The organism is Nostoc sp. (assembly GCF_036917355.1).
Taxonomy (GTDB): domain Bacteria; phylum Cyanobacteriota; class Cyanobacteriia; order Cyanobacteriales; family Nostocaceae; genus Nostoc.
Genome location: NZ_JBALDP010000015.1, coordinates 106,499 through 127,083 on the forward strand (window position 1 = coordinate 106,499; position 20,585 = coordinate 127,083).

General features: G+C 41.3%; 18 protein-coding genes. 1 reads left to right on the forward strand and 17 read right to left on the reverse strand.

Features of this window, described 5'->3' with window-relative positions:
* Positions 1 to 325: 325 nt before the first annotated feature.
* The 8 genes from V7K53_RS04405 to V7K53_RS04440 all read right to left on the reverse strand — a co-directional run bounded on the left by V7K53_RS04405 (position 326) and on the right by V7K53_RS04440 (position 8,992).
* Complete coding sequence (locus V7K53_RS04405) at positions 326 to 1,348, reverse strand: spore photoproduct lyase family protein (protein WP_335196443.1); 1,023 nt, start codon at positions 1,346 to 1,348, stop codon at positions 326 to 328.
* 103 nt (positions 1,349 to 1,451) lie between these two features.
* Entirely contained in the window at positions 1,452 to 1,808 is a 357-nt protein-coding gene (locus tag V7K53_RS04410; protein WP_100897934.1) for a hypothetical protein, read from the reverse strand.
* A 217-nt stretch (positions 1,809 to 2,025) separates the two neighbouring features.
* Entirely contained in the window at positions 2,026 to 2,148 is a 123-nt protein-coding gene (locus V7K53_RS04415; RefSeq protein ID WP_335196421.1) for a hypothetical protein, read from the reverse strand.
* Between the two features lie 208 nt (positions 2,149 to 2,356).
* Positions 2,357 to 2,590, reverse strand: a complete 234-nt coding sequence (locus V7K53_RS04420) for an RNaseH domain-containing protein (RefSeq protein WP_335196444.1) — start codon at positions 2,588 to 2,590, stop codon at positions 2,357 to 2,359.
* The gene (locus tag V7K53_RS04425; RefSeq protein WP_335196422.1) at positions 2,581 to 3,123 is read right to left on the reverse strand and encodes a hypothetical protein; all 543 of its coding nucleotides are present in this window, start codon (positions 3,121 to 3,123) and stop codon (positions 2,581 to 2,583) included. The genes V7K53_RS04420 and V7K53_RS04425 overlap by 10 nt, the downstream gene beginning before the upstream one ends.
* 2 nt (positions 3,124 to 3,125) lie before the next feature.
* Positions 3,126 to 6,533 (reverse strand): hypothetical protein, encoded by a 3,408-nt coding sequence (locus V7K53_RS04430; protein WP_335196423.1) that lies wholly within the window; start codon positions 6,531 to 6,533, stop codon positions 3,126 to 3,128.
* Positions 6,517 to 8,034 carry a restriction endonuclease-related protein gene (locus V7K53_RS04435; protein ID WP_335196425.1) on the reverse strand — a complete coding sequence of 506 codons (1,518 nt, stop codon included), beginning with the start codon at positions 8,032 to 8,034 and terminating at the stop codon, positions 6,517 to 6,519. Before V7K53_RS04435 ends, V7K53_RS04430 begins: the two co-directional genes overlap by 17 nt.
* Before the next feature lie 187 nt (positions 8,035 to 8,221).
* The gene (locus V7K53_RS04440) at positions 8,222 to 8,992 is read right to left on the reverse strand and encodes a lipoate--protein ligase family protein (RefSeq protein WP_335196426.1); all 771 of its coding nucleotides are present in this window, start codon (positions 8,990 to 8,992) and stop codon (positions 8,222 to 8,224) included.
* A gap of 86 nt (positions 8,993 to 9,078) precedes the next feature.
* Between V7K53_RS04440 and gcvH the strand changes: the two genes are divergently transcribed.
* Entirely contained in the window at positions 9,079 to 9,663 is a 585-nt protein-coding gene (gcvH, locus tag V7K53_RS04445) for a glycine cleavage system protein GcvH (RefSeq protein WP_335196427.1), read from the forward strand.
* 303 nt (positions 9,664 to 9,966) lie between these two features.
* On the opposite strand, the gene coaBC is transcribed toward gcvH, so the two are convergent.
* From coaBC to V7K53_RS04490, 9 genes are all read right to left on the reverse strand, one after another.
* Positions 9,967 to 11,178, reverse strand: a complete 1,212-nt coding sequence (gene coaBC, locus V7K53_RS04450) for a bifunctional phosphopantothenoylcysteine decarboxylase/phosphopantothenate--cysteine ligase CoaBC (RefSeq protein ID WP_335196428.1) — start codon at positions 11,176 to 11,178, stop codon at positions 9,967 to 9,969.
* Between the two features lie 86 nt (positions 11,179 to 11,264).
* Positions 11,265 to 11,477, reverse strand: coding sequence for a protein IsiD (gene isiD, locus V7K53_RS04455; protein WP_094351471.1), 213 nt, complete (start codon positions 11,475 to 11,477; stop codon positions 11,265 to 11,267).
* Between the two features lie 154 nt (positions 11,478 to 11,631).
* Positions 11,632 to 12,237, reverse strand: a complete 606-nt coding sequence (locus V7K53_RS04460) for an alpha/beta hydrolase (RefSeq protein ID WP_442940468.1) — start codon at positions 12,235 to 12,237, stop codon at positions 11,632 to 11,634.
* 104 nt (positions 12,238 to 12,341) lie between these two features.
* Positions 12,342 to 16,310, reverse strand: a complete 3,969-nt coding sequence (locus tag V7K53_RS04465) for a helicase-related protein (protein ID WP_335196429.1) — start codon at positions 16,308 to 16,310, stop codon at positions 12,342 to 12,344.
* Positions 16,310 to 17,515: a hypothetical protein gene (locus V7K53_RS04470; RefSeq protein WP_335196430.1), complete on the reverse strand. Its 1,206-nt coding sequence runs from the start codon at positions 17,513 to 17,515 to the stop codon at positions 16,310 to 16,312. Before V7K53_RS04470 ends, V7K53_RS04465 begins: the two co-directional genes overlap by 1 nt.
* A gap of 131 nt (positions 17,516 to 17,646) precedes the next feature.
* Positions 17,647 to 18,513 carry a dual OB domain-containing protein gene (locus tag V7K53_RS04475; RefSeq protein WP_335196431.1) on the reverse strand — a complete coding sequence of 289 codons (867 nt, stop codon included), beginning with the start codon at positions 18,511 to 18,513 and terminating at the stop codon, positions 17,647 to 17,649.
* Positions 18,501 to 18,947 (reverse strand): DUF488 domain-containing protein, encoded by a 447-nt coding sequence (locus V7K53_RS04480; RefSeq protein ID WP_094327745.1) that lies wholly within the window; start codon positions 18,945 to 18,947, stop codon positions 18,501 to 18,503. Before V7K53_RS04480 ends, V7K53_RS04475 begins: the two co-directional genes overlap by 13 nt.
* Complete coding sequence (locus tag V7K53_RS04485; protein ID WP_335196432.1) at positions 18,940 to 19,599, reverse strand: DUF488 domain-containing protein; 660 nt, start codon at positions 19,597 to 19,599, stop codon at positions 18,940 to 18,942. The genes V7K53_RS04480 and V7K53_RS04485 overlap by 8 nt, the downstream gene beginning before the upstream one ends.
* Before the next feature lie 238 nt (positions 19,600 to 19,837).
* Positions 19,838 to 20,416: a Uma2 family endonuclease gene (locus V7K53_RS04490; RefSeq protein WP_335196433.1), complete on the reverse strand. Its 579-nt coding sequence runs from the start codon at positions 20,414 to 20,416 to the stop codon at positions 19,838 to 19,840.
* Between the last annotated feature and the right edge of the window lie 169 nt (positions 20,417 to 20,585).

The following is a 20,585-nucleotide window of genomic DNA, read 5'->3' on the forward strand; positions in this document are numbered from 1 at the left end:
CGCCTGTCCTCTGCCCAAATTATCTCGCTTTGAGTGGTCATAGCCAAACCCAGGCGAGGGGTAAAAAAGTTCGTAGTAAGGACTTTAGTCTTGAATTTTTGGCTAATTAGTTATAATTTCCAAATCTATGCAGAAAGCCAAAAACTCCTCCCCTCTGCACCTCTGCCCCTCTGCGGTCTTAATGATAAGTCTTTAACTGGATATGATATTACGGCTTTAGCCTAAGTACCTGAGCAACCGGAAAAGAAAGCGATCGCATAATATATCAATCGCTCCCTTACCAAATAATTAATTTGCTGAAACTCTATATGAGCAAAGTATTTTTCTAAGTCCAATAAAGAATGTCAGCATTTGGAAAGCGCCTACTAATCTCACTCTCAAAAAATTTACGCAACGCCTTCATTGTGTCCTTCTCATAAACGTACTTCGTCCCGCCAAACTTATTACGCTTGACACTGCGTTTTGCCTCATCCATCTCTAATTTGGATTGCGGATACCAAGTTTGTAACACTTCTTTTGACCCAGGTGTGAACCGATGCGAGATTAACTCAAAGGTAAGGTTACAATCAAAATCCAGTGCTTCGTTTATCTGCTCAAACAAACGACTATAGTGCATCTGCCAATCGTCTATCGGCATAATTGGCGCGATAACCAAGCCTACTGGATAACCGCCACCGCCACGCTCTTGTGGTAACGCCAACCGTCGCAATGCATTAAGTCTGGATGCTACGGATGCCGTGCCACCTTCAAACTTACCAGAAATCGGTGCGGCATTAACACTCATCCGACAGCGAGTATGCCGATTGTGTGGTAAGTCGAGTAATCCATCCACAGCATCAAACTTCGATACCCAACGTAGATGTGCATTGCTACGAGTGCCAAAGTAACGGATACATTCAGCAAGGCTTCCAGTTAAATGCTCAATACCCAATGGATCTGTATAACAACTAACTTCAAAACTCGTGGTTTTCCCCTGTTGCTCGTAGTTAGCTAAGTTCTCTAATATCTGCGGTAAGTTGGCAAAAGCGCGGATGACAGGTGGCCCTGACAAGCTACCCGCTAGGTAGCAGTATTGACAGTGAGCCGGACAACCTTCGGCAAGGTGAAATTGCCAATCCGCAGAAGGTGGGATGGGACTTAGTTTAAAAGAACTAGGTGGTGCAGTAACCACCGCTAAGGTACGCTTGGCGATATTGTAAGTATCTCGCTCAGATTCACCGCGCAGTCCCTTCAGGCGGTTTTGTGATAATTCTTCTATTGGTAAGTTGAGTGACTGCACGCGCGCAAGAATCTGCTGCCCCCAAACTTCATCTAGGGCAGCAGGTGTAAACAGTACCCGTTCAGGTATCCACAACCTTGGCGATCTTGTTTGTGTCTCTGATACTGAAACTTGGTCTGTAATGGTATTCAGCAATATCTTTCTCCGTTATTTAGTTTGCTGACTTTTGCAATTAATTTTCCAGGACTTGTTTAATTCGTCGTTCTAACAAATCAAGATCCAAACTGCCTTCATCACGGTTAATTCGACGCACAGTTGAATTAACATTAGCTAAATTAACCAATAAATCTTGAAGAATTTCCTGCTGTTGACGGGCTTGGGTAACTTCGCGTGGTTCCTGTACCAAATCACGTATGATGGTATCTTCAGCGCGAGAGGCGATAATTGGATCGCTTTGCCCTTGAACGTGAACAAAGGTTCGTCGCCCTGGGCCTCGCTCCTCTTCTATTGGTATAACTGCTGTTACTTGGTCAGAACGCACATATTTGCCAAATCCCAAATGGACTAGTTCTGATGAGAGTATTTTCATATAATTGAAGCGTTATTTTTAAGTCTTACTTATATTGTAAAATCTAGAAAAGTGACTTGAAGCCATAGAGCATACGGGTTATACCCAATTCAAGGTAGTAGTTTCCTTTCCCAATTGCTGCTTGATATCTCTATGTCAATCACACTATTTTTGCCAGCTTTCGGGCTTGTTCTGGGGTTTCACTAAGCTCAATAAACTCAAGTTTTAGGTTGCAGTCTTAACCTTGGCTTGTTAAGTGCAGCATTTCATTAATTCGTAGCGAATTAAATTTGGCAATACCTTGCAATGCCAATGCATCCCTTTGCAATGCTAATACCAATTCAATTAATGATTGCAACACAACACATCCTTGGGTAAAGACGCGATGAATCGCGTCTCTACAAATGGTCTATTTGTCGCATTCTTTTTTCCAATTGGTATAATACATCGGCCGCATTGTTAATGCGTTTCCTTGCAATGCCAATGCGTCGGGATGCATTCTAACAGTCATCTTTGTGCGAGTTTGATTGTAAATAAATTAGTAGCCTCTTTCTACACTGGCAGGATATTTAATCTTGCTCTGATTCAATGTCCTCATCTGCGATCGCAAAATCACTGATGTAGTCCCGTACAACACGCTCAAAAAATAGGGGAGCAGGCAAACCTGTCCAATCGCTGTAGTGACCAAAGCCATAGCGCAGTGACTCCACAAGAGCCGCTAGATCATCAGGATTATCTTCTGGTTGACGTAAGGTAACGCGAACACGACCCTTTTGTTTACGGACGATTGTAATTACAATAATTTCTTTTCTTCCAAGCGGTCAATAATCTTTATTGATATATCCTCCTTTTCAGCAAATGGTTTGAGAGAATTTGTGAACCAATCATTAATAATTGGGCGAAGCACTTTATTTATTTCTTCTTCATCGCCACCAGTAAGGTAAACAAAAGGTTCTAGCATACGATCGCCTTTAGCATAATTCAAGGCATATTTGCTAAGACCTACCTCTGGTTCAATTCGTGTTGCATCTTTCAATACTACTTGTAGGAAATTTCGCAATGAGCCATAAGGAAGATTTTTGACATTAGCTCCTTGTTGAATCTCGTCAAGACATTGCAAACCTGCTTTTGTCCACGTAAGATTAAAACCTTCTACTATGATTGGAGCAAGATTATCTGGTACGGTGAAAGCTAAAGGAAATTCTTTAATTAATTTAATTGCACCTTGCTGAATGTAAAACTTATCCGAAACTAAACTACCTTCAGTTTCTTCGTCTTCCTCTTCTGACAATAAATCTTCTTCCAATTCAATTTCATCATCAAAATTATTAATCATTTTTACATCTCCAATAGTGTTGAAAACTCATCAAAAACTTCATCTTCATCCGTAGATTCTTCTAAAGAATTTAGTTCATCGGGATAAATTACTCCTTGAATGTGCTGTAAAGGTTTTAGAAATGCGCCATAAAGTTCTTGATAAATTTCCCGAATTACGGGGTCTTCATGGTTGACACATTCTTCTAAAATGATTCGCATCTGAACCAGCATACTGTCTCGCCCAGAGTCGGGTTTACCTTCTGCTGATTTTTTAGCCCAAGCTGCATCCACAAAGTAAACTGATACCGGGCATCCATTCCGCATACCTCGCCCAATTGTTTGCAAAATCGCAACCATTTGATTAGCTGTAAACGATTTGAAAAGTTCAGGGCCTAAACGGCTAGCCATTAAGGGTTCACGTAACAATCTATTGGCAGTTTTCCAAAGGTCTTTTCTAGATTGCTGCCAAGCTGTTGCGATCGCATTTAAATCTTCTGTTTCACTAAAAACTCGACTATCAAATTCTTGTGTTGCCCGTCCTGCCAAGCTATACAAAAGCTGCATATCATCCTTGGTAGGATGAGGACGAGTCAGGAAGTAAATCGAGCCAATTGCCGCATCTAGCTTTCTTTCTCCTTTGGTGAAAACGATGTTCACACCTCGACCAATTGCCAACATGGGAAAAATTAAAATATCACAGTTTTCATCATCTCCTAATGCCTCACACTGAGCAGAGGTAATAAAATCTGCCGGTTGTTCTCCATCTCTGAGGGATTGAACAATTGCTTTTGTATGTCTACCAACTTCAGGATGATAGTCATTGATATATTTCTTGATAGAACGAGCCTGTTCATAACTATTGACAACTAAAGCGGCTTTGCGACGAATACCAGACTTTACATCAAATCTATCCATAGACTTGTAAATTTCAGGTTTACTTCCTCCTACAAGAGCATTCACCATTCGCAGAAGATTACGCTTTTGAAGGTCGCCAGCACCGCTATATTTGAGGGGTTCATCACCACGTTCACTATCTGGAAACCATTTGAAACGATAAACGCTCTGCTCTGCTTTATTTTCTGACTGACGCGGTTTTAGTAAATAATGCGGGCCAGCGTTAATGTGGTAGGCGGGACTAGCTTCTAAAAATGAAGTTGCCGAGGTAATTAAAACGGCTGGGCTTGGATGTCCATCATCTGCCTCTAACAACCGATGAAAACGGTGCATTAACATTCGGGGCGCACCAACAAATGTAATGTAGGACAATTGCACATTTCTGGCGGCGGTACGTGTTGTTTGTGCTTTGGAAAAACTGTATCGCACTCCAGAAAATGAACCTAAAATGCTTTCTGGAATAAATTTTCGGAGTTCTGGTGATGCAGTTGATTCCACAATTGGTTCACGAATGAATCCTTCTGCAACCATCGTTCTAGTTCCTGGTACAATTCGCTGGTAGCCCACAATTACGAAAGTAACAGTTATAAGTAATTTAGCTAAATCTTCTGCTTCTATTGTTGATAAATGATCTGGAAAACAGAGCTTGAGAAATAATTCAGCAATTTCTTCAACGATCGCATCCCGTCGCTTAATCAGATTTTCAGCCAGGTAACGGCGGAAATGACTAATGAGAGTTTTCCATTGCTTTTCAAGGGTTTCACGGTTATAGCCTAAAATCCGAGGCCACAAATCTGCTTTAAAGTCTTGAGGGTTCTCAACACCTGTGCGATCGTAGAAGGCGTTATATGCTGCCGCTTCCCAAAATTCAGTCAGTGCCCGACTTTTACTAAAGCCTAGTTGGGCTTCTTGTTCATCAAGGTCATTCTGCTGAGAGGATTTCTTTAAAGTATTCAATAATTCGCTAACAATTCGTAATACAGTCAGCAATTGATTTTCGTAGCGTTCCCCCACCCGCGACTTAGACATATTCTGAAGGGTGGTAATTAAGGAAGTATTATAGCTACCAAATTCTGCCGAGTCACGGCTGTAGAGTTCTACATCTCGATCGAATAATCGATGGCTCTCGCTGCCAGCAAAGCGGTTATGGATTTGTTCTAAAATTACCCGATGAATGGATCGCTCTGAGCCTGAAATACTTAAGGTTGCTGCCCCATAACCATCTAACACTGTCTGCACCATATCACCTTCGTCGCAAACAACTACATCGAAGGTACGAGCAATTAATTCAAAATATCGTACTTGTTCCTGAATCGCATGAGGTGATATTTGAGTATCGAGCGATCGCACATGACCAACCCAAATATTAGCATCCAGCAAATCTCGCGGTGCTTTGTTTCGACCGCACATTGTCCATAAAGGACACAGGCATTTCTTCATCTTTCCCTGTTTCCCTCCGCCTTGCAATATCTCGTTGCAAGGTGCGTAACCAAAGCCCCACAGGGACATATCAGCAGTTGAAAAGGCTGGTAAGACGCAGTTCATCCCAAAAACTTCTGCCTGTTCTAAGGTGTAAGCAAAGCCACCATTACCTCGTGTTGCGATCGCTTCAGCAATATTGTCTGCATGACGACGGCGAGTTTCATCACTTTGTCCGACAAGCATTCCCACCTTAACTTGATGAAATGCTAGTTCAGCCATGTACTGTCTAGCAACTTCAATGGAGGGAAACACAAACATGGCTTTATAGTCATTTAGTCCCAGCCACATAGCTATCAACACAAGGATGGTTGTTTTACCTGACCCTGGCAAACCAATTAAGTGCTTGATATCTTCTAATTCCAGAACATCTTCTTCTTTCCGCAGCCCCTTTCCAGCCTCCGATACCATGAGGTCAAAGCGTTTAAAACGATCTGCCCAACTACCTGCTCGTCGCTCAGGATCTTGCTTTTCACGCTCGTCCATCTCAATAGCCAGATCGCGCAGTTCACTTAGGGGAATGCGAATTTTTCCTCTTGGTTGGCGGTTAAGGGAATGTGTACGACGTGCAGCAATCGGGGCGGTAATCGGAGCGATCGGCATCCTTACTGCTGTTGACTCTTCACCTAACGCAACCGCCATCGGCTGACGAGGATCGGCAAATGTAAAACCATAGGAGTCGTATGGCAGAGGGGTACTAAGAATTTGACGCGCTTGTGTAATTAAAGAATCTTCTAAAGGGTCTGTTCTTTTAAATTGAAGTGTTTCGATATCAATCTCATACGTCCCTTTAGTGTGGTTGCAGTAATGATGATTGTTATAGAGAGCAATTGCGTGTTTAACTGATTGCTGTGTAACAAAAGTCAGCGACATCTGACGCATATTGAAAATGGCTTGACGGGCAGGCTCTAATGCAGGTGCATTCAAAATGCTGGCCATGCCTGACATCACTAGTGGCGCGTACTCTAGTGAATCAGTATTAATAAACTCCTTCATCAAGACGCAAAACCAGCAAATTCGGTCTGCACCTTTCCAAAAATCAGGTTTGGTTCGCATAAGGCATCTTCTTTAAAAAATCAATTACAGAGGAAACCGACATAATTTCTAAACTGGCGGGATCGCCCTTTTTATCTAGTGTGGAGATGAGGGTAGAAATGTAGTTTGGGTTGTCTTCGATTAAGCGATCGCTCACAGCAAGAATCCGGCGGCGATAGTGAATCAGTCCGCCAATACTACGATTAAGACGCAAAGCCAGAGTTACCGGACTTGTATAAGACTTGGCATCAATTCCAATTGCCCGTTCGTTAATCGCCACATCGCATAAATCAGACTCCGGGTAAAGTTCAGCATTGAGCTTATTTTGTCTAGCTGTATCAAAAATGGCTAATTCGTCAATTGCTGGGCCTGTCCAGTAAGTAAGAATTCGTGGCTCGGCAATTAGTAAAATGTCTTTGGGATCTAGTTTTTCAGATACTTTTGGTGAGTTGTGCCCAATGCACTGGCGAATTGGACACCGCCCTTGTGAAAAAAGTTTTTTGTTGGGATGCGATCGCATCAGTGTGCCACAGCGGGCGCAGCGATGTGCTAGTCCATCAACTAGCCAGATATCTGGCACTAAGTTGAAGAAATTTTCAACGATCATTCGCTGTAAAGGGGTCAAGTCATTTTCAACCAAGTAATCTAATAGTTGCCGTTCTCCTATCAGAGAGTACCTACCAAATAACTGTCGTAGCGCGGTGTAAGCTTTGTGTTGACGACGACCACCCAATCGTTCAGTTGCTTCACATAATTGAGTATATAACCGATGCTCAATCACATTATCTTCGCCAAAACCCCCGCTCAAATTGGCAATCTCTGCACAATCTGAAGTAGGTACTCGTAAATCTGGATCGATTAAGGTAACGCTAGAAAAGCGAAAGTCTGATTGGTTAAAAACCCCTAACTGCCAGCGATCGCAACCAAGAGAGTATCGAGCATTATCTAAAACAGTATGCACACAGGCAGCGCGATCGCTTAATCCTTCTTCAATATATAGACGACCTAATTTGCACATTGCTTGATAGAGTTCTGGTGGCAGCGTACTATCCTCTTGGCGCACAATTTCTCGACCTGGGAGAACTCGATCGTATTGGCGAAGAATTCCCTGAGCAAGTAACATCACAGCATCTTCAGCCAAATCCCTCACTGGGCGGTGTCCTGTAGGTAGAGGCAAAGAAGTTGCTGAAACTGTAGGTAGCCATGTTGGATCGTGTCCTTGAGCCTCTGCAATAATTTGCCTCTCTAAAGCATCTTCACCAAAGGAAGGTAAAACTTGAGCGATCGCCGCAAGTGTCCAACCCTTCTTCAATAAGAGAGCAGTTGCCAAACCCTCCAAAATCTGCCGAAATGCAAATTCTTGTCCTTTGGGTTGTGATAAAAGTTGTTTCGCTCTCCACGACCGAATGGTACGCAGGGCAGGTGATTCTATAGACAGTTCAAGTTGTTTAATCTGGCGTTTTAGCTCTTTTGTCAGAGCCTCCGCAGTTCCCTGCCACTCACGCACGTCCTCAAAGTACATGACTATGTATAATATAAATTACACTTTAATATGTTTACATTAAATGATGTAAATTAAAATGTCAACTTTTTATTTACACTGCAAAACTACACCGTACAGCGATTTTACTTACAACAAACTTTGGTTTTCTACGTATTTATTACAGAACCTGAAGTTTTGGAATAGGCGATACCTGCGGTGAGCTACATTAACGCACTTCATAAAGCGATCGCAATTTGAGGATATCTTGCCATTCGAGATCGGTAAATGGTTGGGTAATTAGTTCTATGCCAAAGTACTGTTTTGCCGTCTCTGTCAATGTATCTACAATTTTTGCAATCCAGCCATCCTCTTCCTGTGTATTGCAAAGTGAGGTATTCCACGGAGCAGGTTGTTCAAAGATTTCCTGAAATAAAACTTTGTCTGTAGACAAAATCATCGAGCCGTGTTGAAGAATGGTATTTCTTCCCTTGCGTTGGGCACTACCAATAAATTTACTTCCATCGGTAGTAACTAAGTCAGCTGCTGTTGCTGTGTTGAAACAACTGGGATTATGAATGTAACCCCGTCCAGCAGAACCATAATTTAACTCAATATCTAAGATTTGCCAGCCTTGGATTAAAAAGTTACAGATTTTTTCATAAGTACCCCAGCTTTTTCCACTACTAGCTGAGGTAATCAGGGTGTAGCTTAAGTCTCCTTGGTGGAGAACAGCTCTACCTCCTGTTGGACGACGAACTAGATCGAGCGCCTTTCCCTGATAAATCAGATTATGCCACTGGGCAGGCCATTGTTTTTGCAGATGTCCCAAGGAAAGCGCGTGTGGATACCAGGTATAAAAACGCAGCGTGGGCGGGTGCTGTCCCTTTTCAAATTGGTTGAACAACCAAGCATCGATTGCCATCTGCACTGCTCCTGATGTCTGAAGCATTGGGATGAAACGCCAGGTGGATGGTGATTCGGTTGCTAGTTGTTTCATCTGTTTCGGACTGTGGAAATATATTGACATCCTAATATCAGTATTTAATAATACTTTTGTTTCAGATTATCAGGAAAAATCTGTTTATGAATTTCATCAAAACGATCTTTCAGTACGCGATCCGTTCTGCGATCGCTCTGGTACTGGCTATGGCTTTATTTGTTACCAACTTATTTTGGCCCGCCGCGAGTGAAGCGATCGCTCAGGCGCTACCTGTACAGACTAACCAGCCACAAAGCAATCAATCTTGGCTAACTGGCATTCTCCAACTAGCCTTGGCGAACATTCCTAGCAACCTGAAATATACCAGGGAACACGAATGGGTTCGGGTTGAAGGCAACATTGCGACACTGGGCATTACTAATTTTGCACAGAGGGAACTTGGGGAGGTTGTATTTGCAGAATTACCAGAGGTTGGACAAGTTTTTGACCAGGGAGATGAATTAGGTACTATCGAATCGGTTAAAGCAGTAGCAGAGTTTTATACTCCTCTAAAAGGAGAAGTTGTAGAAGTAAACAAAGAAGTTTCTGATGACCCCGAACTAGTCAATAATGATTCCTATGGCGATGGTTGGTTGGTAAAAATCAAGTTTAGCGATTCCTCTGCGCTTAATGCCTTACTTTCTGACCAGCAATACAGTGAATACATAAAAGAGTCCTCAGAAGCCTAAAGCTAATACCATTTTGGATTTTAGACTTTCCTACGCGTAGCTTACTGCTTTGTTCGCGCAGCGTTCCGTAGGAAAGGATTACGGCTACTCTCAGTCGAATGATTTTGGATTGGGAATCGCTTGCTATGTCTCGCTTAGTGAGAATCCATCTGTCGCATTCTTTTTTCAAATTGGTATAACTCTCTCCTCAAAAACAGGACTGTTTCATTTTTCAGGATTGTAGAGAAAGCAGAATGATTTTGCTGGTTTTTATTAGAGACGTTGCAATGCAACGTCTCTACTTTTCTTAGCAAAATTTAAAATCTAAAATTCGTTGATGAGAAAATCAAATAATTGATGCGCCATTTCTAATTTAGAACAAGGTGCGATTTCTACCTGATTTCCTTGACTATCTAAAAATATCGCTTGATTATTATCGCTCCCAAAACCACTATCAGCTCGATCGATAGGATTGGCAACAATAGCATCTAATTTTTTTTTCTGTAACTTTTCTAATGCAGGATTGACAATATCTCCAGTTTGTGCAGCAAAACCAATTAATATTTGATGCGGCTGTTTGAGTTCTGATAACTGGGCGACTATATCTGGTACGGGTTCCAAGGGTAAAGCTTGGGGGAGCGATCGCTTGGGCAATTTTTCTGTACTATAATCTCGCGGCTTCACATCGGCCACGGCTGCTGACATGACAATTACATCAGCGTTGGGTAAACATTTCACCATAACGTGCTGCATTTGCTCGGCACTAACAACGGGTATTGCTTGTACTCCTAATGGTACATCCCAATTAGCTGGGCCATGTACCAAGATCACACTTGCCCCTCGGTGAAATGCGGCTTGCGCTAAAGCTAATCCCATTTTACCTGTGGAAGGATTGCCAATAAACCTTACTGGGTCAAGATACTCTCGCGTTCCGCCAGCGCTAATTAACACTCGTTTACCTGCTAAATCTCGTTTGCCTTGAGTGTGTAACAACGATTGGATGTGAGCGAATATTTCTGGAGGTTCTGCTAATCTACCAGCACCGATGCGATCGCACGCTAATAATCCTGATGCTGTATTCATTCCATGATATCGGCTATCTGTCAATAACTGTTGCCAATTCCGTTGCACCGATCGCTGTTCCCACATATCCGTATTCATTGCGGGTGCTAACAACACGGGACAAGTAGAAGCCAGCACGGTATTTGTGAGTAAATTATCAGCCATCCCGTAGGCTAACTTTGCTAATGTATTAGCTGTTAAAGGGGCAATTACCATAATATCTGCCCATTCACCCAAATCAATATGCAACGGACGAGAGTGAGTTGGTTGCCAAAAATCATCATCTGTGTATGCGGGATGACGAGATAGAGTTGATAAAGTCAGAGGCGTGATAAATTTTTGCGCCGAATGGCTGAGGATAACTCGAACCTCTACCCCAGTTTTAAACAGCGTCGAAACCAATTCACAGATTTTGTAGGCGGCGATACCGCCGCCTACACCAATAAGAACCCTGTTCAATTTTGGATTAGTCATGGTAAAAAGTTAGGAGTGAGTCGTTCAAAAATTAGTACTAAATAGTTATAAATCCTAATTCTTAACTCCTAACTCCTAACTCTCAACTAAGCTTCATCATAGGGTTCCAAGTCTAAGAGGTAGATATAGGGTTCAACTAACTCTGGACGCTGAAATGCGATCGCTCGCAATAGATGCCAATCATTTAAACCCTCAAAAGCATTACTATAATTATCCAGTTCCAGACGTGTAGCTAGTTCTTCTACTTCTACTGCACTCATGGCAGCAATTTCTTTTTGGGAAATGCTTAGAGTTGTCATAATACTTGCCCCTCCCTTATGCAGCACTCGCCTTCAGCATGGGTTAAGTTGCGCTGAACGCAGCCACCCAATATATATTACTCATTAGAAGTCATTAAGTTCGTGAAAATTGTCAGAATTTGTACCAGAATTTATAAAAAATTCGTAATCCTGACTAAGCAATTGTATTTACAACGAAATTTCGTAGCACCTCTAACGTTTTGGGATCTATTTCATGCCCCATATCAAATTCGTGGTATTCTACTGCCACTCCTAGAGACTTGAGAGTTTCTCGTGCCTTCAAAGCAGCTTTCAGGGGCACAACTTCATCATATCTACCGTGAGTGATTAAAGTCGGCGGAATCCCACTTTTAGCTGCGGTTAGCGCGTCAGGATGTAAATACCCGCTCATGACAACTAAACCTGCTAAGGGCAATTTTGAGCCGACATCTAAAGTCATTGCTCCGCCTTGAGAAAATCCACTCAAAATGGTACGTGACAAAGGTATGCCAGTGGTACTTTCTAAAGATTGCAAGAAATCTGTTAGCAGTTGCCGACTTTCTGCCAATCCTTGATACATATTTTCTACCCGCAGATCATACCATGCCCTCCCTATAGGGGAATAGGGATAAGGATAAGGTGCATTGGGCAATACAAACTGGTAATCGGGTAAGTTGAGCAATTGTAACAAAGATGCTACATCCTCAGCATTAGCACCCCAACCATGCAAAGTGACAATTAAGCCTGCCGGGGGTTGAGAAGTTGCTGTGGGAACGGTGATAGCTTGTAAAGACAGAGGTTTACTCCTAAAATTCTACTTTTGTACATAGATCCTATCTCTTCAAGGAGACTTAGTATTTAGCGGTATTTGCTGTTTTACATTAACTATTTGTTCTCTGCTTCATCTTCAAGTAGGATCGTATTGAGAAGATTCAGTTCGCTAGATGCCATAAAGTAGCGATCGCTAAAAACTGTTTCTAGTTGCGTAAAAATCCGTCTACCTGCCACAGCTACCCAAGGAAATGTTCGATAGTGAGGTACTACAGGTACGATTAAGCCTTGAGGAGTTAGAGAACGTCCTAGCGCACTTCTCCAAGCTTGCGGATCTTGTAATACCTGTTGGCGCATATCATCTTCTGATTGTTCATCCCAGAAATGGGGATAGTCTAGAGGTAAGCCAATAACTATGTTTTTAGTTTTTAATGCTTGACGTGTGGAAGATTCAATCACAAATCCCTCTTGTTCCCGACTCAATAGTTTATACAGTTCGTTGGCAGGACGTTTGAGTTTTGAGGGAAATTTGAACTTCTTGCTTTCGGCAATTTCTTTTAGCGATCCTAAAAGACGACTGCTATTTTGTTTAATATCAGCTTTCCATGCCTCAAAGCTAAATATTTCTTCAGTTTTGCGATCGCTCCAATCTTCTATCCAGAAAGGGCCGATACAAGTTAGATTATCTGGTATCTTTAGCTCATCGTTATCTAAAGATGGTAATAATCGGCTCGAAATCCTAGAAACATTTTTGACCAAAGCTTGTAAGGTTTGATAATTTGCATAGGACTTGGCATTTCTCTCTAATGATTGACCTCTCAAATCAAAATGTTTAAAGATGTTTGCAGTTAACTGCTCCGCCCTTTTCACAATTGCTTTGGCTTCTTGAGGATGACTATCGCTGATAAAAATTTTGGCTTCACGCAAGAAATCTAAGACATCATCAGACATTAAACGTAGCAATTCTTCATCGCCAACAGAGCCAACGGGGACAAATGCAATTCGGTTTTTATTAAGTCCTGCATCACCTTTGATGCGGGTGTGAATTGTAGAACGCAACATTACCAGCAAAGTCAATAAATCGCTGGATTGACGCAACCATAGTCTTTTAGGATCAATATCCTCTCTTTCAATGATGAAATCATTGATGAGCATAACTAACCGTCTATCTTTGTCATCTCCAGAAACTTCCATTCCGGTTTCTGGATCTGTATACATTCCTCGACCACGGTAAATTAATTGCGCGACTTCCATTAAAGCGGCTTCAATATTAAATCGGGGAATTGCAGCTATAATCCAATCTGTTTTCGGGAAAGAAACACCTCTTGCGCCTGAAGAAGTCATAAGAAAAACTCGGACTTCATCTCGTCGTGGCGGCTTGACTAATTTCAAGCGTCGATCGGGTGATACACTTTGATCCAAAACCTCCACCTGTTCTCTGTTTACCAGAGCTTCTTTACCAGTGGTCAATTTTTCCTGCAACTGACGTAGAAAAGCTTTATCCTGAGCAAAGAAAATTAACTGTTCTGCTCCCTGCTGTAACCCACCCTTGATTTCTAAGTAGGCGTTTGTTAGCGATTCCTCTTCTGATTTTTCTCGAATTGCTTGTCTAATTGTCTGCTCTGTACCGTCACTGTTTTGACCTGGTTTAATGGGCGACAGCCTAATACTGTAATCAATACTGAGTTTACTGGCGGGATAGCTATTTGTCATGACGTGTAGCGTTGGGTGTTTTCTGAGGCCAATTTTTGTATGAGTGCCTGTCACCCGAAACGCCGCTTCACCTCGACTTTGACTTATTAGAACTTTATCAGGAGCGCGATCGCCTGAGTTCAAAAAACTATCCAACACAACTTCATTGCTGAGTGAGGCATCAGCAAGAATCAGCACAATTTTAAACGGAGATTGATTTGTATCAAACGGTTTAATAAATTGCTGTTCCAGCCATTCTGCTAACTTACGGACAAAGGGCGCTCCTGCACCATCACCAGCGAGTTCATCTACCATGACAACTATGGTGGGAATCCGCGCTGCAAATGCTGAACGTTCCTTTTTTCCCGGCTTAGTATTGGGATCTTGTTTTACAAATAATTTGCTGAGGGCATTAACTGTGGTTGATTGATCGTTGAGCGTTCGATAACCTTGGATAGCAGCAGTCATTACGAGCTGATCAACTTGGGGATTGGCTTTGAGCAATATTTGGGCTGACTTTGCTATGGTACCCAATACACCAGGACTTTTAAGCGATTCTACGCTGTAATCCCGTTCGTTGAGGCGGCGTTTGAACCGAGTCGAGCCTACTATATTGCAATCAATATCATGTTCTTGTTCTGGGGTGAGGAAGAAGATATGCTCATCAGGACGTGTGAGTTTTTCGATACCATCGACAACAACGCCACTCTCGATCAAGCGAGGTGGAAAGTTGTTTTGCTGAACCTGTTGTTTATACCATTCGGGAGCCGCAACAATCAAATTTTTATTGCTGGTGATGGTTAATATCCCAGTGGGATGATCGTTTTCTCTAGCAAGTTTGTCGGTAACATCTCGATTAATTACAACTCGCGGACTGAGATACAAAAATAAGAAACCTTGAGACTGCTGCTTTTGCTGTTTAAGAAATTTCATCACAGCAGTAGTTTTACCAATACCTGGATTTCCTTCCAAAGCTAGGACGTTAATTTTACCGACTTGAGCAGAAGTTATACCAGCAAATACTGCTGCCTCGTGTACTTGTCGCAGAGGAATTGTTGCCTTATCGGGATTGATTTCATTGATACAATCGGCAATTCGTGTAACAGGGTTGCCTCCAAAAAACTCAAGTAATGCGTCGTTGTCTTCAATAGATGCGATCGCCTCAGCCTTGTTAATTTCACCCATTGGGTTGTAAAAATCCGTCACATTCTCATGAAAAAGAAAGTGAGAGTATTGACCTAGAGTTGGTTTTTCAGCTAGATGTTGTGCTTGTTCTTTAAAAGCAGAGGGTAGCGATCGCACTAGCTTTGTGAACACCAAACGAATTTCTGCATCTAGATCGAGTGGCACATCATCATCTGAATGTTTGGCCTGGCAATATGCTTTTCCCAATGATTTCATTAACTTGGCTCTAGTATCTGGTTCTGGTTCCACACCCCAGAATTGAGCAGCAAGACTTTCCATACCATTGGATGTGACAGCGATCGCTCTAGCATTACAACTTCCTTCTAATCGCTTACGTGCGCGTAACACTTTAATCAGCTGATCGGTATAAGATGATGCCTGACAGAGCTTAAATAATGGTTTATCTTGACCGCTAAATGCTGAAAGAAAATTTTCTAGCCTTTTAGAGAGTGAAAATTCTTCACCTTCAACCTCTGCACAAACTCTAGAGAAGACCCCCCGTGATTCAATGTAACGGGCATAGCGACTCATTTCTTCTCTATGAGGGGCTTCTTTTTGAAAATCTGCAAATTTGAGGGGTGCGTTATACGAAAATTCCAAACAGATAATTAAATTCTCAATTTTTTTGCGTTTTATATCTTTTGGCTGGGAGAAGGCACTTTTCAAGTCTTTAGAGGGTATTACTTCTTCTTCCTCTGTGTTTCTGTGGGAGCTAGATTCGTTAGATAGCCATAAAATAAAATCGGCTCTGGCTGGTTGTCCACGCTTGACTAAGTTCTCGTCTGGCTTTCCTGGTAGTTTGAAAGCTTCTTGAAATGCTTTTGCTGTCTCTTCTTTTTCTTCATCCCGTTGCATTTGCTGTCCTGGCAATGTCAATGGACACCAAATTGCTTCTAGTTTAGGTTGTCTAATTTGACTGTGGTTGAGACACTCACGCATTGCTGTCCAACCTAAACCATAGCCGAGTACCAGCAGATGACGCAGCATTGTTTCCACCCATTCTTTGTGATTGGGATCTGTTATTTTGAATGCTTTCACTAGTTGCTGGGAGATATCTGCATTTTTGTGAGATTGCCAAGGCTGGAGAACAGGATGATCGTTCAACAGTAAGTTTCTGTGAATCAACTGTTGTAAAACACCGCGTTTAACAGCAATTTCAAATACCTGCCCCCAAATAGAGGCTTGTTGTAGAAGAGATGATTCCATTACTTCCTGTGCAGAACTTGAGAAACGTGGGTAAGTACAGCGCGGTAATTAAGTAATACTTGTCCTTTGCGACGGGTGTGGAGAACTTTCACTTCACCAGCCTCTTCAACTGTATTTGGCGATATCCAACTAAATGGATCTAGTACTGGGCTAAGTTGACTTCTGTACACACCTCGTTCAGCTTCAATAAAATGCAAGCCGCGCAGTACAGCTAATAAGCAAGGATGAATCCGAGAGTCTGAATCAGGATTAATCAAATGCTGACGAGCGCGTTCAGTCCAGTTAATATTGCTAACTTTTCCATCCGATACTAAGAAATAAATGCAGAAACCAGATTGTAGGCGCTCTTCTGCTTGGATAGCATAAAGTGTGGCAAAAGTATAAACCGGAATTAAATTACGAAAGTAGTCTGCCCTAACAGAGCGCTGAAAATCTGAATGATCTCCAGCTTGCAAAATTTCAAATGCCGCTTCACTGTAACCGCGATCGCGCAAGCGTGTAGCCGGAAATACATCCCGCACCATTGGGTAAATGTTGATATCAGGAAAAGTTTGAAAGACTGCTTCTAAAAATTCTGTAGGTATTAAAGAAGAATTGTAATCTGCGGCTCGATTAATGCGGCGATCGCCATAGGCATGAGCTAATAAAATAATGTGCTGACATCCTTTAGCTCTAAGGTGACGGATTTCTTCTTGAACTAGACGTTGCGTTTTCAGTTGTTCTGGAGAATCAAGGACATCAGACTGCATCCGTTCTCTTTTAAGTTCATAACCGATAAACGGTTCATTAACGGCTGTAGCAATATAACTTTGAGTCAGAAAAAGATAAGCCTTTTCACTATCATTGGGAAAATTTCCCTCGTTACAGGGACGGCTGGCATAAGAAATTAAACCAATCTTGGGGGCTGAATGAGAATCTGGGCTACTAATGCAAAGTGGAAACGCACTTAAAAATGCCTTAAAAGTACCAGATTTAATAAAATCTTGGTCTTTTTTGGATTTTTTCACCAGATTATCTAGAATAAGTCCCTGCATTCGGATTGGGGTATCTTCACCTAGTATGGCTTCTAAGGTTTGGGCGGCTGCGTAAACGTAAGCATCGCCGCTCTTGTCCTTATCTTCATCTAATTGTTTTCCTGTTTCTTGCAATCGCAGCATTAAGGTTGTAAAGTCAACCGATTTTTCCTTCTGGCCACGTTTTTGCAATCGTGTAATAATCCGCCACAAACAGCAGTAAACTAGCACAGCAAAAGCGGTAACTGCGGCTGCATGATACTGCTTATTTTCCTCAGACGATCAAGAAGAAGCATTAGCTATTTCAGATATTGATTATCTAATCAAGAGGGCAGATTATCAAAGTCATCAGGGATAGATTTAAGATAATTCAAGAATTGGGTTAATTCCTCCAAACTCAACTGTTGGCGGGATATCTTATTAAAACTTTGCTGCAAATACTTACGTCCTTGATCTATATCCCAACCTATTCGCTCTATTTCCTTATCTGTTTGAGCAATTAAATCACTTTGTTGACTTGCAAATTTCGGAAAATCTATCACACCCGCGATGAGTTTCCAGCAAGGAGGTTCACCTTCCCAATTATCATGTGCCCAAGGCATACCCAAGCTAACTGTCACTAAATAATCATTTGTGATTTGGTATCCCGTTTCTAGTTTTTCAATAAATATAGGATCAGTAATTTTAGCATCTGTTAACTTTTGACCAGAAGCAGTTTCTAGCGAACCTTTCCACTGCTTAATTCCTTGAGACTGTACAGACAAATTGACAACATGAAGCAGTTGTAGTGTACGTCTTTGCCGAAACGGTAGAGATTGGAGTTCAGACACATTGACATATTTCTTCCGATTATGAAGAATATAAGGATAGTTTCCACAATATTGAAATACATCAGTCGGTTTAGCTTTGCCTAATAGTCTCCATTCTCCTGATAGTATGGTTAAATTCTCACTTTCAAAGTCAAAGTTATTACCTTCATCAGCTAAAGGTATTTCTAGAATGTCTAATAATTCTGGTTCTCTCCTTTCCACAAGTCGAACGTCTCTTGGGACTCGACCATCATCAGAATAACCGTCACGAACACATACTGGACGAATCCAATTACCAGTATCCAAATCAATGCCAGCAATGCAACGCTCGCCATTTTTCTTAGAATTGGCAAGACAAACAATTTTCTTCAAAGATGGCATATTTTGACATTTCCCCACTTGCCATTTAAATATTCTGCTACTAAGCGACGATGACATTGATGGGGTTTAGCTTCACTACATAAAAGACATCCACCATCTAATATTTCTGGTTTAAATTTCTTCTCAATTTCTCGTTCAGCTATCAACCTAAGAAACTTCTGTTCATAAACTGCCCAATCACCTTTATTTTTCTTATACTCGTCTAAAATCTCTTTTGTAGGTGCTAGTTCAATAATGTGAGTATATTCAATATTGCCAATTTTTTGCAAAAAGTATTCTAAATCTGACTTTTTGGTAAATCCCGCTAATTGAGAGACATTATTCAGTCGTGTATCTATAACTCGCTTGACCCCAGATTTAACGAGAGTTTCAAAGAATTTTTGGGCGGTTTTTTGCGTAAAACCGATTGTGAATAAGTTAATGGAATTATTCATGTTCGCTTCCTCTTTTTTCTACATAGGCAATTTCATCACCTTGCAACCTGTAGGCTTCTTGGATAGATTCCTCTTTTGATAGTAAATTATCGGGCTGATTATTAGATGGAATATCACCAAAAAGAGATAACTGAACTGAAGCTGGTACAAGAGCTAATTTTTTTAACCCATGTTTAGCTAATAATCTGTCTTCAAGCTTATGATGTGATTCTAAATCTCCATTACTTTTAATATGATTAATTGCCAAATTATACTCACCTCGCAAATGTTGACAAACTAAAATCGCCCGATGGCAAATAATCGGATCTTTTTCTGCACACATCAGGGCAATCTTATAACGTTTGACACCTCTGAGTACACGTTTAATGCCCTTGCTGAATAACTCAGTAGCAGCAATCTTTTCATATACAGCTTTACCATCAACATAACACTCTGGATTTTCTGGTCTAGCCCCTAGTTCTTGCCCTAAAAATTCATAATGAATATTTGCACTTGAGAGGGAATCTTTAAGGATTGAGCGGTTAAAGTGGGGTAAGTAACGGCTATAGGGGTGCGATCGCACATCAGCCAGAGCAGTTACATCATGGTTTTGCAAAAGCTCGATAAAAGCTTGAATGCTGTGATTTGAGTGACCAATAGTGAATAGTTCCATAACATAACACCAATTGCGGATGTAATTATCAATAGTATAGCTTTTCTTATCTTTTATAATTCAATCACCGCTAAGTATCATCGTCACAATATTTTTGAATAAGTCCACCGCCTTAAGCACTGTTCAAAGCCTCTTTAAATTTAGGTTATGTAAATAGCCGATGCATAATGATAATATTCAAATTATCAATTTTTTTTCATTGGCAAGACTTTAGCTTATTCTGATTCCTAATGAAATTTTAGGGATTTAATCCAGCTTGTTGAAAGATTGCATGAGGTGTAATTTCCAATTCTGGTAGCAAATTATCAGTAATTAATTGATGAGATCGATAAGTAATCGGCAAAGAAGATGGCGCAAATACAGTTACAGTTCTAGCTTTTGTATCAACCACCCAAACACGATAAACCCCAGCTTTCAGATAATCAGTCGCAATTTCTGCAATTTCACCAAAAGTTTGACCAGGTGAAATGATTTCGATGACTAATTCAGGTGCGACAGGACAAGCTTCGTCTAATAGCCAATCAGCAGGAAGACGGTTATAAGAAATATAGGTCAGATCGGCTACAGGCATCCAATCTTGTTGATTTCGTGTTAGTTTAATTGCCCATTCAATCACAACCCGACCCTTTGCTTGTGCCCATGCAGACAATAGTATAAATAAAGCACCAGTAGTCGAGCCATGAAAAAATTTTGGTGACATTTCATTATCTTTATATTTTGGTACAGCTTCACCGTTAACAAACTCGTATGTAATATCTCCTTCGGGAAGTGCGAGAAATTCTTCTAGGGTTAGGCGTTGATTAGAAGACTGAACCACAGGTGTTATGTGGGTAAAACATGCTTACTTTTAGTTTAGGCGATCGCAAATATTAGAGATTAAGCCTACTTAGTCCTTATTTCCAGCATTTTCAACAGTGCTGATGGGGGATGTAAGCATATAAATTACACGAGTCAATATTATTCCTCATGGTCTTGAAGTGAATCAA